The following is an 11,787-nucleotide window of genomic DNA, read 5'->3' on the forward strand; positions in this document are numbered from 1 at the left end:
CGGGCGGGCCGAAGAGCTCGCCCGTTTACCTTACAGTAAGACATCGGAGTGTTAGTCCCATGGCCGAGACCCCTGAACCCCAAGACAAACCACCGTTCTGGAAGCGCCATCTTTTCTGGGGCATGCCACTTGCCGGTGTCGCCGGCGCATTTATCGCCGGGATTGTCTTTTGGGGTGGTTTTAACACCGCCATGGAAGCGACAAACACCAAAGAATTCTGCGTCTCGTGCCACGAGATGCGCGATTTTGTTTACGAAGAATACAAAGGCACCATTCACCATGTGAATCGGTCTGGTGTTGGGGCGGCCTGTTCTGATTGCCATGTGCCCAAAGACTGGACGCACAAGATGATCCGCAAGATCAAGGCCAGCCGGGAGCTTTATGGCAAGATCGTGGGCACCATCAATACCGAAGAAAAGTTTGAGGCCAAGCGCTTGCATCTGGCGATGAATGAATGGGAGCGGATGAAGGCCAATGACAGTCGCGAATGCCGCAACTGTCACCACTTCGATTCCATGTTGCCCGAGTTTCAGAAGCCCCGTGCGCGTCAGCAGCACCTGAATGCGATGGAGGCCGGGCAAACCTGTATTGATTGCCACAAGGGCATCGCGCATTCCGACTTGCGCGACCGCGCGGATGAGGATTACCTGGAAAAGCTGGAGGCCCCAAACCCGGACTTCGTACGCGAGATCCCGGCGGAATATCTGGCCTCGCTTGAAAAGATCACGGCTCAGGAAGCCGAGGAGGCCGCCGCCAAGAAGGAAGCCGACAAAGCACAGCGCGAAACCATGATGGCACAGATTGCCGAGGCGGTGGAAACAGCGCGTGCTGACGAACGCGCCAAGATCGAAGCCGAAGGCACGGAGGTCGCTTCGAGCGAAGGCGGTGCCGCGCAGACGACTGCCGCAAGTGGTGGTGGCGACGCAGATGTGGCCCCTGGCGTGGATTGGGCCAGTGTTGCGGCCACGGATCTGACGCTCTTTTACCCTGGCCAGGCCAGCTTTGAATGGGTCCAAAACGGCAAACAGCATGGCGGCGCACGCCCTCTGACCAAGGGGGGCGATCAATGCTCCACCTGTCATGCCGCCGAGTTGGAAACCATCGGCAACAACATCGTACAAGGCGGTGAGATTGAACCAACGCCCATTCCCGGCAAACGTGGCGTGATCAATGCCACGGTGCAGGCCGCCCATGATGCAGACAATATCTATTTCCGCATGTCCTGGTCCGATGCCGGGCATAGCCCTACTCCATTCGTGGACGGCGGCAAGATGGACCCCGAGAACCAGATCAAAGTGGCTATGATGATCACGGGTACGGGCATCGAGCTGGGCGAACAGGTGGGATGCTGGGCCTCGTGCCACGCGGACAACACCTACATGCCGTTTGACCCCGGCGCCGAGGCAATTGCCGCCAATGGCGATGTTGCGGGCCGTCTGGAAGCCACAGAAACGATCACCAAGTATCTTTCCGAAAGCCGGTCCGATATCGAGATCCGCGGCCGTGGCGGCAAGCCACAAGGCGGCTGGGATCAATTGAAATCAGCCGATGAGATTGCTGCGTATCTGGAAGGGGGCACATTCCTTGATCTGTTGCGGGTCTATGCGGATGGATCGTCGTCCAATGGTTACCTGCTTGAGCGTCGCGTGCAAAACGAGGGAGAAATGGCTGCATCTGCTGTGCTTGAGGCCGGGCAATGGACTGTGACCTTCTCGCGGCCTCTGACGGGTGGTGAGGGCGATGTGCCGCTTGAGCCGGGACAAACCTACACGGTTGGCTTCGCTATTCATGATGATTTTGCCGCCGCGCGGTTCCATCACGTGACATTGAACACAAGCATGGCCTTGGACAATGCCGAGGCCCAGATCAATGTGGTGCAGCAATAAAGGAGATATTTCCATGCAACGGGCACTCTGTCTGACGGCTCTTTTGACACTGGCGAGTACAGGGGCGGTTGCATCAGACGAGCAGGCCGAACTCTGCGCAGAAGCGGAAGAGCGGTATGTCGAGATGTTCGGTGCCCCGTCCGCAGAGGCCGAGGGCGTCACGGTGGTCACCATGTATAAATACAGCTTCTGCCCGCGCGAGATCACGATCCCGGTGGGCACGACCGTGCGTTGGGTCAATGTCGACAAGCGCACCAGTCACAGCGTGATCGTGCCCAATGAGCCTGAATCGGATCGAGCTTTCCCTGAAGAATCGATTGAATTCACCTTCCTCGTTGCTGGTGACCCGCAGGAGTATCTTTGTGGTCCGCATTGGGAAACCCAAGAGATGATCGGCATGGTGACGGTCACAGAATAAATAACTGGGGTCGATCTTGGTGAAGCATCCGGATTCACCTGCGGTTAACTCAAATCCCCGAAAATTCTGAGAAACAAGCAAACAGCTAAATTTAGGTGGCCTTGAACAAAGTCAAGGACCGACTCGGCAAGATGTGATTCGCTTGAAGGTAAATCGACTGCAGCGTCGAGGGAGGAAACCCGGTGCTGAGGCCAATATTTAAAGGCCGGGAAGGTACATGAGTCTGCATGAAATCAGTGATGGATATTGCGCTGAGCGCACCTGTCTTTAGATCGATGCCAAAAGAGGATGCGACCCCTTTGTTAGCAAAAGGGCGCGTTAAGGATCTGGGGCGAGGTGCGTCAATTCACTTACAGGGCGAGCGCGCGCACAGCATGTTTATCGTGCTGGATGGTTGGGTCAAACTTTACCGCATGTCGCCCTGCGGCAGCGAAGCCGTTGTCGCGGTTCTAACGCGCGGACAATGCTTTGGCGAAGTTGCGGCCATTCGGGATGAGGTCTATCAAACCGGGGCAGAAACCGTATCAGAAGCCCGGTTGCTGCAGTTTGATTGCCAGGATTTGTGGCACGCGGTTGCGACCAACCTGCCGTTTTGCCGAGCATTGTTTTCCGTCATGCTTGAAGGCAATCGCGGCCTTGTGGACCAGTTGGAACAGCTCAAATCACATACCGGGACGCAACGCATAGCAGATTTCCTGTTAGGGCTGTGCAGGGAGGAAACCGGCGAATGCACGGTGCTTTTGCCGTATGACAAGGTGCTGATCGCCAGCTGGTTGGGTATGAAGCCTGAATCTCTCTCGCGGTCCTTCCGGCGGCTTGAGCCACATGGCGTCAAGATCGTGAAGAACCGCGCAACCATCGCGTCAGTCGAACGCCTGATCGAATATGCAGATGAAGACCCCTCATTCTCATGGAGCCAAAAAGAATGTCTGACGCATTAAACAAAGTGTTGCGGGCGATTGACGCCGTAAATGCAAGAGATCCCGGGCACGATCTGGACGCGTCCGGAAAAAAGGTGCCCGAAGCGCAGCTTTATGGCCAGCGCATGAGTGCCGAACTGGATCGGTTGTTTGGGGATCAAGTGTCCGACGTTCTGAAGATCGCCGCGCGTGGTCAGCATATCGAACGCTGGAAGATACTGCGCAGCGACTATCCCGAAGGCCGTGCAGGGTATTTAACCTGGCGCCGGGATCAGGGGCGCGCCCATGGCGAGAGGTTGGCGGGTCTCATGGCGGATGCAGGGTATGACGCGGAAAGCTGTGCACGCGTCGGTGTGCTGTTGCGCAAGGAAGGCATTAAACGCGATCCGGAAGTGCAGATGCTTGAGGATGTGATTTGTATGGTCTTTCTTAAGTTTTACTTCGCAGCCTTTGCCGAAAAGCACCCTTTCGAAAAAGTGGTCGATATCGTGGCTAAGACAGCGCGGAAACTGTCAGACGGTGCGCGAAGCCGTGTTTTGGTAGAATTTGATCTTCCCGAAGATCTCGAATTGGCGGTGCGGGCGGCCTGAAACTCAAACCAACGTGCCGATGACGTAAAGCCCAAACAGCAGCAGCGAAAATAGCCCCAACCCAAAGAGAATCCCGCCCCGCCAGGCGGGCACGTCGGCCAGTTCGAGATACCACAGAAAAATCAACCGGGCCTTGGCCCAGGCAAAGATCAGGATCAAAGCCCCGCTCAAGGGCGCAGAGAGTGGGCTCAGCGCGACAATGGTGGTTGCCGCGGACAAAAGGGCCAGTCCCAGCCAGGCTCGGTCCAGCGCGGTCATAGCAGGTAGATCACTGGAAATAGCAGGATCCACACCAGATCCACCATATGCCAGAAGGCAGCACCGGTTTGGATATGGGCGGGAACGCGGGTTTTGGCGACAAGAAGCAAGATGCCAACACCCGCCAGAACATGAGCCGCATGAAATCCAGTCAAAAGGTAGTAAAACATAAAGAAATCATGGGTTTCAAAGGTGATATTGAGGTCAGCTTTATGCTGAAATTCCATGCCTTTGAGGATAAGGAACATCACCCCTAACAAGGCCGCGCCAATCAAAAGACGCCGGGCCCTGTTTGGGAATTTCACGGCCAACGCCGCCATGTAGCCTGACGTGATCAAGACGATCGTGTTGACCCCTGCAAGGGCAGGTAAAAGCGCTGTTTGTGCGTGGGCAAAACCATCCGGGTCGAAAATGCGCAGGGCCAGAAAAATGACCAGACCCGCGCCGAACACGGCCAGTTCGGAAAAAATAAGGACCCACATCATCAGCTCGCCGGGCAGGCCCTTGGCGGCGGTTGTGGCGGTCATCCTCCGCCTCCGACGAGTTGTCGATAGAGCTGCGGCAGAGCAGTGGTCAGCTTGTCCGGATGGGCAATCACCGCGTAATGGCCGGTGCCAAAGAGGCGCGGGAACCAGCTTTGGCCCTTGGGATCAATGGCGATGCCAAAGACCGCTTGGCCCTGACGCCTCGCCTCGCGGATGGCCATGCGGGTGTCTTCGATGCCGTGACGTCCTTCGTAGTGGTCCAGATCGTTCGGTTTGCCATCGGTGAGTACAATCAAAAGGCGTCGTGCCTGATTGCGATGTTGCAACTTGGATGAAACATGGCGGATCGCCGTGCCCAGCCGTGTGTAGAATCCAGGCTGGAGCGCCGCGAGGCGTCGTTCGATCAACATCCCCATGGGCGTGTCGAAATCCTTGACCTCGTTCACGTAGACCCGTTCGCGACGAAGGGACGAAAACCCGTGGATGGCCAGCGTATCGCCACAGGCCTCCAGACCCCAGGCCAGGGCGGTCAGGGCCTCACGTTCAATATCAAGCACCGTGCGCCCGGTCACGGCGCTTTCGGTCGAACGGGACGTGTCGAGCAGGATCGACACCGCCAGATCGCGTGCTTCGCTTTGGGTGCGGCACCAGAGCGTGTCGCGCGGATCGCCTGTGGCCTTGAGATCCGCCCGTGCACGCATCACCGCGTCGAGGTCGAGCGTGTCGCCATCCACCTGCCCATTGATGGTGAGGGGCCGCGGACGAAACGCCTCGAACTGACGGCGCACGCGACGGATACGGCGCTGTGCTGCGGCATCGAAAGGTGCGGGTTCCGCTTCTGGCTCAATGACGTTCTCAAAAACGGCGCAGTGGTCTTTGATGTACCGCTTTTGCCGCGTGTCCCATTCGGGATAGGTGAATTTCCCGGCAACTGCTTCGCGATTGACGTCTTCGGCGGCGAGATCAAGGTGTAGCTTGAAGCGCGTTTTGGGGGCCTTGGACACATCCGTCAGCGCGAGTTCGTCAAGATCATCAAGCGCCTTCTTGGCCGCCTCGGGGTCATCGTCATCTACACGGCGGTTGAGATTGAGATAGTCCGCGAAGCTGAGGATCGCCTCGAATTTATGCAGGATCAGGCTGTCTTGTCGGTTTGACAGATCAGACTTTTTGCGGCTGCCTTTCAGGCTTTTCTCAACAGTTTCCTGCTTGTTTTCGTCGTTTTGGCCCTGATCCGGCTCTTCGGACCGTGGCACGCGCGTAGTTTCGGGCGGGACCAGCACAGGCCAAAAAGGCACAGGACGCATTGGCTTGTACCGGCGCGGGGCGACAAGCTCCGAAAGCATTGCATCTTGGGTCTTCAACGCGGTGCCAAGCGCCAGAACCGCCGGCGTGGGGTCCGGTGTGCCCAGCAGATGGCGCAGCGTACTTTCCAACGTGGCCTCAGCGCGCGGCAAACGTGAAACGGGGCGACGCTTGAGATAAGCATCCGCGAGCCGCTGGGTGAGGGGCGCTAACCCTGGGCACTGTTCCTCTGCTGCGTCAATGGCTTGCAGAACGGCGGCGAGATTCCAAAGGTCGGTTTGAAGCGGATCTTGGTTTGGCGCTGGAAAATGAGTGGCAAAGGCGGCAATCGCGGTTGTCCAGGTGTATGTGGCGCGGTTCAGGCTTGGGTCGTCAAAGGCCGTGATTTCATTAGGCAGGCGCAGGATTTCGCCATCAAAGCTCGCCTGTTCAACCTCTTCCGCGACTGTTCCGAGCTTGCGTCGCCACGACAAACGGTGCTCTGACAAGCGACGCGGGCAGGGGCGGATTTCAACCGATGCCGAACCGCCCAGACCGCGAAAGAGCACTGAGAGACGGCCCACTTCATCTTCCAGATATACGGCGGCTTCTGGGGATACAGGCGGCGCATCAAAGCCCGCGGCCCAGGCATGCCAGAGCTTACCAACGGTTTCCTCCGGCTCCCAGGGTTCAAACCCCTCCATGATGTTAGCCGAAGACAGCCGTGACGATGTCGCGCAGCCCTTCCTTGACGTCGTCATCGTCCGTGAGCGGCTCGATCATGGCTGTTTCAATGGCCTGTTCCACCGGTGTGCCATGGGCTATGAGAGAGGCCGCGTAGATCACCAACCGGGTGGACACACCTTCTTCCAGATCCTGACCTTTGAGACCTCGCAGCTTTCCGGCAAGTCGGACAAGACCCTTGGCGCGGGTTTCATCAAGACCGCTTTCCTGTGTGACAATCCGGACTTCTTGTTCGGCTGGTGGAAAATCAAAAGTAAGCGATAGAAACCGCTGACGCGTCGAGGGTTTGAGGGTTTTCAGGATGTTCTGATAGCCAGGATTGTAGGACGCGACGAGCATAAAACCGGGGCCAGCCTCCAGCGTCTCACCGGTGCGGTCGATGGGCAGGATGCGCCTGTCGTCCGTGAGCGGGTGTAGCACCACGGTGACATCCTTGCGCGCCTCGACCACCTCGTCGAGGTAACAAATCGCACCCTCACGCACCGCGCGCGTGAGCGGCCCGTCGGCCCAAACCGTATCGCCGCCCTTTAATAGATAGCGCCCGATGAGGTCAGAGGCTGTCAGGTCGTCATGGCAGGCCACTGTATAAAGCGGCCGACCAAGCCTTGCCGCCATATGCGCAACAAACCGGGTCTTGCCACAGCCCGTGGGGCCTTTGAGCAAAAGCGGCATCTGATGGCGATAGGCGGTCTCGAAGAGGGCACATTCCGGTCCCTGTTCAAGATAGAAAGGGGCGTCTTGCGCCCCTTCCGTTGTTGGTGTCGCGGCCACGTTCATTCTGCCGCAACCGCGGAGTCTTCATCAGATGGCGTGATGATCTCTTTGCGCGGCACAAGGATCGAGTAGATGAAGACCAACGCCCCCAACACCACGACCACGCCAGAGCCAAATCTCATCCAGTAGAAGATGGCGAGTTGGTCCTGCACATTCATGAAGTAGTCACCCTGAACCCTTTGCAGGTGGGTTTGCACCGTGCCTGCGAATGTCAGTACGAAGGTCATGAAGGTCATGCCACCAGCCATCATCCAGAAGGACGCCATGTTCAGCACCTGATTATAGGGATCACGGTTGAACAGGATCGGGAAGGCATAGGTGAAGATCGCCAGGTTCAGCGACACGTAGGCGCCAAAGAAGGCCAGGTGCCCATGTGCTGCGGTGATCTGCGTGCCGTGGGTGTAGTAGTTCACCCCGTGCAGCGTGTGCAGAAAGCCCCAGACGCCTGCGCCGAAGAAGGCCAGCGTGGCACATCCCAGAGCCCAGAGCAGGGCGGCTTTGTTAGGATGATCCCGGCGGCCCTTCCAGACCATGACAAAGGCAAAGGCCATCATCGCAAAGAAAGGTATGATCTCTAGCGAGGAGAAGATCGACCCGATCCACTGCCAATAGCCCGGCGTGCCGATCCAGTAATAGTGGTGACCGGTGCCAAGAATGCCGGAAAAGAGCGCGGTGGCGACAATGATGTAGAGCCATTTCTCCACGATCTCCCGGTCCACACCTGTCAGTTTGAGCATCAGGAAGGCCAGAATGGACGCCATCACAAGCTCCCATGTGCCTTCGACCCAAAGGTGCACGATGTACCACCAGTATTGTTTGTCCAGTGCGAGGTTCTCAGGGTTGTAGAAGGCGAAGAGGAACAGCAAAACCAGCCCCCAGAGCCCAAGCAGCAGAACGTTGCTGATGGCCGTCTTCTTGCCCTTCAGACCCGTCATTGTGACGTTGTAAAGGAAGAGAAGCCCCGCCACGACGATGCCAAGCTTGACCCAGACGGGTTGCTCGATGAACTCGCGACCTTCCTTGCCCAGGAGCCAGTGTCCCTCAAAGAGGTTAAAGACATAGGTAACGACCACGCCTAGCGTGCCCAGAACAAGAATGCCCAACTGCGCATAAGCAGCCGTTGGGGAGTGAATCTCTTGCTCCGTTTCTTCAGGCAGGATGAAGTAGGTCGCGCCCATAAAGCCCAAAAGCAGCCAGACAATCAAAGAATTGGTGTGCAGCATGCGCACAGTGTTGAACGGCAGAAGCTCGGATAGCGTGTTGGGCATCACATAGATCCAACCCGCCAGCAACCCGCCCAGAACCTGGATGGCAAAGAGGGCCATAGCAACCATGAAGTAGGCCATGGCGATTTTTTGAGTTTGATATTTCATCTTTTGTCCCTCCTCAGCCCGCGTCGTTCGGGGGCCAGTCCTGCGTCTTGATTTTGTTGGTCCAAAGCAGGAATTCAGCCAGATTTCGGGTGTCTTCTTCGCTCAGGCCGAAATTGGGCATTTGCCTGCGGCCTTCGATGCCTGAGGGCTGTGAGGACATCCAGCCATCCAGAACTTCAAACGCGGCCTCGGGGTCATCCAAGACCCCCCAGCGTTCCATGACATTGCCCACTTCGGGTGCAAAATAGGCGCCTTCGCCAAGAAGCGTGTGACAGTTGATACAGGCGTGCCGCTCCCAGACTTTCTTGCCTTCTGCGACAGCCTCCGTGAGTTCCGCATCTGCGGTGGAGGTGGTGACAATGTACCGGTGCGAATGGATCGATAGCCCAACAAAGATCGCGATGAAACAGAGTGACCCACCATAAAAAATGTTTCGGGCCATGGACTTGGTCAGAACTTCGCTCATCCGGGGCTCCTTTCTGTAGTGACAGGGGTTGCACAGAAAATGAGCAAGGCGCGCGGGTGGGGCCTTAACGAAAGTCAAGACGAGTGAAGATGCTATGTCGCAGCAGTGCGAGCGCACTGGCGTCTTAACATAAGTCAAGGAAGCTCAGAGCCGCCTCTCGCTACGCATAAAAGACAAGAATTGCACGTTGGGAGGATGCCAAAGAGACCCGAGATTACATCGCCGCAGGCGCATGACAACTTCTGCCTCGTTCTCTTTGGAATCGCTTTGTTTTTCAATGTGTGTTCAGCGATGTCATCCCGCTTTTGGGTGGGGCGTCTTACACAGATTTGACAAGGACATGCCAATGCCAGCCGTTCATATTCAAAGTCACGTGTATCTTATTGGTGCGGGGCCGGGCGATCCTGATTTGTTGACGGTTAAAGCTTTGCGGCTGATCGAAACTGCGGATGTGGTGGTCTATGACAGGCTGGTCTCGCAACCCATTCTCAATCTGGTCAGTCCGGGTGCGGAGTTGATTGACGTTGGCAAAGCGCCGGATCATCATCCGTTCCCGCAACCGAACATCAATTCGCTTTTGGTCTCGCTGTCACATCGGTTCTCCAAGATCGTGCGCTTGAAAGGTGGGGACCCTTATGTTTTTGGCCGTGGTTCGGAAGAAGCCGAAGTGCTTCGCGACGCGGGTGTGGCTTACACCGTGGTGCCGGGCATTACATCTGCACAAGGAATTGCCAGCACAACAGGTGTGCCGCTAACCCATCGCGGACTGGCCACAGGCGTGCGGCTTGTGACCGGGCATTGCAGGGCAGGGCATGACCTTGATCTGGATTGGGACGGTCTGGCCGACCCTGATACAACCTTGGTGGTCTACATGGGCCGAGGCCACGCAGCAGAGATTGCGCGGCGTTTGATTTCTGGTGGGCTTTCAGCGGATATGCCTGTTATGCTTGTGGTTGATGGTACGCGCCCGAGCGAAGAACGTCATTTCACAACATTGGCCGGGTTGGGCGCAACGGCCGCCACAATCGACAAACGGCGACCTACGCTCATGGTGATTGGTCGTGTGGTTGAACTGGCCGATGAGTTGGCGATCCCGCTGGAGGCCGAGCTTGGACGGGTGGGTCATGGCTAGGCTTGCGCTGGCATTTTTTATGACATGTGGACTTGCCGCAGCAGCGTTGGCCAACACAAACACGGACCGCGCACCGGCTGAGTTGGAGCGGCTGGTGCTGCAGGATTGCGGATCCTGTCATGGGCTAACGCTCAAGGGTGGCTTAGGTCGGCCAATCACACCCGACGTGATGCAGCATTTCGACCGCGAGGATCTGCGTGACATCATCCTGGATGGCATTCCGGGCACCGCGATGCCCCCGTGGCGGCAGGTGATGACCGAAAGCGAGGCGATGTGGATCGCCGACTACCTGCAAGGACGAGAGCGATGAAGGCGTTTTTGAGTGTTCTTTTTGTCCTGATGGGCGGTCTGGTGGCCGCCCAGGAACGTGTTGTGGCCACCGGTGATCTGGGAGTTGTCGTTGAACGCGCCACCGGATCGGTTCTGATTGTGGATCAATCCGAGATGGGCACTGTGGCACGGGTCGAGGGCTTTGGTGATCTCAGCCATGCCAGCGTCGTTTTCTCACCCGATCAACAGTTTGCCTATGTGTTTGGCCGGGACGGTGGGCTGACCAAGCTCGATCTTGTCACACAAAGTATCGCCAACCGCATTATTCAGGCGGGCAATTCCATTGGTGGCGCCATCTCGGATGATGGGGCGTTGATCGCCGTGTCGAATTATGAGCCGGGCGGCGTGAAGATCTTTGACGCCGAGACTTTGGACCTCGTGGCCGATCTGCCCACCGGCTCTAAAACCATCGGTTTGGTCGATGCACCGGGGCGCAAGTTTGTGTTTTCCCTGTGGGATGCAGGTGAGACCTGGATTGCCGATCTTTCGGGCGGTGAGATGCTGTTGCAGAAATTTCAGAATGTCGGGGCTAACCCCTATGACGCGCTGATCACAGCCGATGGCCGACGCTACATCGTTGGGCTGTTTGGCGAGGACGGGCTGACGGCGTTTGACCTTTGGGACGAGACACCCCAACCGAAAAAAATTCTTGCGGATTACGGCAAGGGTCAACAGGACCTACCGGTCTACAAGATGCCGCATCTTGAAGGCTGGGCCCTGGCCGGAGACCGGTTTGTGCTTCCCGCCGTGGGGCATCATCAGGTGCTTTGGGTCAGTTCCGCAAACCTGGAAGAACTCGGGCGCACCGACACCCATGGCCAGCCCATTTTTGCCGTCGCCCGCCCGGATGGGCGGCATGTCTGGGTGAACTACGCACATCCCAAAAATGACACGGTTGAGGTGATCGACAGCCTGACTGGCGAGGTCATTCAGACGCTCACACCAGGGCCTGCCGTGCTGCATATGGAATTCACACCGCGCGGGCATCAGGTGTGGCTGTCCGTTCGCGACGCCAACCGCATCGATATCTATGACACGCGCACATTCGAGAAGCTTGGCGAAATCCCCGCCGACACGCCTTCGGGCATATTTTTCACCGCAAGAGCGCATAAGACCGGGCTCTAGGAGGC

13 protein-coding genes are annotated in these 11,787 nt (G+C 57.4%); 7 read left to right on the forward strand and 6 right to left on the reverse strand.

What is annotated here, in order from left to right; all coding sequences use genetic code 11:
* Positions 1 to 59: 59 nt before the first annotated feature.
* The 4 genes from RZ517_RS09190 to RZ517_RS09205 all read left to right on the forward strand — a co-directional run bounded on the left by RZ517_RS09190 (position 60) and on the right by RZ517_RS09205 (position 3,814).
* Positions 60 to 1,886 carry a NapC/NirT family cytochrome c gene (locus RZ517_RS09190; protein ID WP_338547816.1) on the forward strand — a complete coding sequence of 609 codons (1,827 nt, stop codon included), beginning with the start codon at positions 60 to 62 and terminating at the stop codon, positions 1,884 to 1,886.
* Between the two features lie 13 nt (positions 1,887 to 1,899).
* Entirely contained in the window at positions 1,900 to 2,304 is a 405-nt protein-coding gene (locus RZ517_RS09195) for a cupredoxin domain-containing protein (protein WP_338547818.1), read from the forward strand.
* Between the two features lie 227 nt (positions 2,305 to 2,531).
* On the forward strand, positions 2,532 to 3,245 hold the full coding sequence (locus RZ517_RS09200; protein WP_338547820.1) for a Crp/Fnr family transcriptional regulator: 714 nt from the start codon (positions 2,532 to 2,534) through the stop codon (positions 3,243 to 3,245).
* Positions 3,230 to 3,814 (forward strand): DUF4202 domain-containing protein, encoded by a 585-nt coding sequence (locus RZ517_RS09205; protein ID WP_338547823.1) that lies wholly within the window; start codon positions 3,230 to 3,232, stop codon positions 3,812 to 3,814. Before RZ517_RS09200 ends, RZ517_RS09205 begins: the two co-directional genes overlap by 16 nt.
* Positions 3,815 to 3,817: 3 nt before the next feature.
* On the opposite strand, the gene RZ517_RS09210 is transcribed toward RZ517_RS09205, so the two are convergent.
* Genes RZ517_RS09210 through RZ517_RS09235 form a run of 6 tightly spaced genes read right to left on the reverse strand, consistent with a single transcriptional unit; the run spans position 3,818 to position 9,195 of the window.
* Entirely contained in the window at positions 3,818 to 4,072 is a 255-nt protein-coding gene (locus tag RZ517_RS09210; RefSeq protein ID WP_338547825.1) for a cytochrome C oxidase subunit IV family protein, read from the reverse strand.
* Complete coding sequence (locus RZ517_RS09215; RefSeq protein ID WP_338547827.1) at positions 4,069 to 4,599, reverse strand: cytochrome c oxidase subunit 3; 531 nt, start codon at positions 4,597 to 4,599, stop codon at positions 4,069 to 4,071. The genes RZ517_RS09210 and RZ517_RS09215 overlap by 4 nt, the downstream gene beginning before the upstream one ends.
* A complete protein-coding gene (locus RZ517_RS09220; RefSeq protein WP_338547829.1) occupies positions 4,596 to 6,542 on the reverse strand; it encodes a nitric oxide reductase activation protein NorD in 1,947 nt (648 codons plus the stop codon). Before RZ517_RS09220 ends, RZ517_RS09215 begins: the two co-directional genes overlap by 4 nt.
* Positions 6,543 to 6,546: 4 nt before the next feature.
* Positions 6,547 to 7,353, reverse strand: a complete 807-nt coding sequence (locus RZ517_RS09225; RefSeq protein WP_422395533.1) for a CbbQ/NirQ/NorQ/GpvN family protein — start codon at positions 7,351 to 7,353, stop codon at positions 6,547 to 6,549.
* Between the two features lie 2 nt (positions 7,354 to 7,355).
* Positions 7,356 to 8,729 carry a cbb3-type cytochrome c oxidase subunit I gene (locus tag RZ517_RS09230; RefSeq protein WP_338547832.1) on the reverse strand — a complete coding sequence of 458 codons (1,374 nt, stop codon included), beginning with the start codon at positions 8,727 to 8,729 and terminating at the stop codon, positions 7,356 to 7,358.
* 13 nt (positions 8,730 to 8,742) lie between these two features.
* Positions 8,743 to 9,195 (reverse strand): c-type cytochrome, encoded by a 453-nt coding sequence (locus RZ517_RS09235; RefSeq protein WP_338547834.1) that lies wholly within the window; start codon positions 9,193 to 9,195, stop codon positions 8,743 to 8,745.
* Positions 9,196 to 9,541: 346 nt separating this feature from the next.
* On the opposite strand from RZ517_RS09235, the gene cobA reads away from it, so the two are divergent.
* Genes cobA through RZ517_RS09250 form a run of 3 tightly spaced genes read left to right on the forward strand, consistent with a single transcriptional unit; the run spans position 9,542 to position 11,782 of the window.
* Positions 9,542 to 10,327: a uroporphyrinogen-III C-methyltransferase gene (gene cobA / locus RZ517_RS09240; protein WP_338547836.1), complete on the forward strand. Its 786-nt coding sequence runs from the start codon at positions 9,542 to 9,544 to the stop codon at positions 10,325 to 10,327.
* Complete coding sequence (locus tag RZ517_RS09245; RefSeq protein ID WP_338547838.1) at positions 10,320 to 10,637, forward strand: c-type cytochrome; 318 nt, start codon at positions 10,320 to 10,322, stop codon at positions 10,635 to 10,637. The genes cobA and RZ517_RS09245 overlap by 8 nt, the downstream gene beginning before the upstream one ends.
* Entirely contained in the window at positions 10,634 to 11,782 is a 1,149-nt protein-coding gene (locus tag RZ517_RS09250) for a cytochrome D1 domain-containing protein (protein ID WP_338547840.1), read from the forward strand. The genes RZ517_RS09245 and RZ517_RS09250 overlap by 4 nt, the downstream gene beginning before the upstream one ends.
* Positions 11,783 to 11,787 lie beyond the last annotated feature (5 nt).

This window comes from Roseovarius sp. S88 (genome assembly GCF_037023735.1).
In the GTDB taxonomy this organism is placed as follows: domain Bacteria; phylum Pseudomonadota; class Alphaproteobacteria; order Rhodobacterales; family Rhodobacteraceae; genus Roseovarius; species Roseovarius phycicola.

Coding starts and splice junctions, on each gene's coding strand:
- RZ517_RS09190 (WP_338547816.1), top strand. CDS start 60: ATGGCCGAGACCCCTGAACCCCAAGACAAACCACCGTTCTGGAAGCGC.
- RZ517_RS09195 (WP_338547818.1), top strand. CDS start 1,900: ATGCAACGGGCACTCTGTCTGACGGCTCTTTTGACACTGGCGAGTACA.
- RZ517_RS09200 (WP_338547820.1), top strand. CDS start 2,532: ATGAAATCAGTGATGGATATTGCGCTGAGCGCACCTGTCTTTAGATCG.
- RZ517_RS09205 (WP_338547823.1), top strand. CDS start 3,230: ATGTCTGACGCATTAAACAAAGTGTTGCGGGCGATTGACGCCGTAAAT.
- RZ517_RS09210 (WP_338547825.1), bottom strand. CDS start 4,072: ATGACCGCGCTGGACCGAGCCTGGCTGGGACTGGCCCTTTTGTCCGCG.
- RZ517_RS09215 (WP_338547827.1), bottom strand. CDS start 4,599: ATGACCGCCACAACCGCCGCCAAGGGCCTGCCCGGCGAGCTGATGATG.
- RZ517_RS09220 (WP_338547829.1), bottom strand. CDS start 6,542: ATGGAGGGGTTTGAACCCTGGGAGCCGGAGGAAACCGTTGGTAAGCTC.
- RZ517_RS09230 (WP_338547832.1), bottom strand. CDS start 8,729: ATGAAATATCAAACTCAAAAAATCGCCATGGCCTACTTCATGGTTGCT.
- RZ517_RS09235 (WP_338547834.1), bottom strand. CDS start 9,195: ATGAGCGAAGTTCTGACCAAGTCCATGGCCCGAAACATTTTTTATGGT.
- cobA (WP_338547836.1), top strand. CDS start 9,542: ATGCCAGCCGTTCATATTCAAAGTCACGTGTATCTTATTGGTGCGGGG.
- RZ517_RS09245 (WP_338547838.1), top strand. CDS start 10,320: ATGGCTAGGCTTGCGCTGGCATTTTTTATGACATGTGGACTTGCCGCA.
- RZ517_RS09250 (WP_338547840.1), top strand. CDS start 10,634: ATGAAGGCGTTTTTGAGTGTTCTTTTTGTCCTGATGGGCGGTCTGGTG.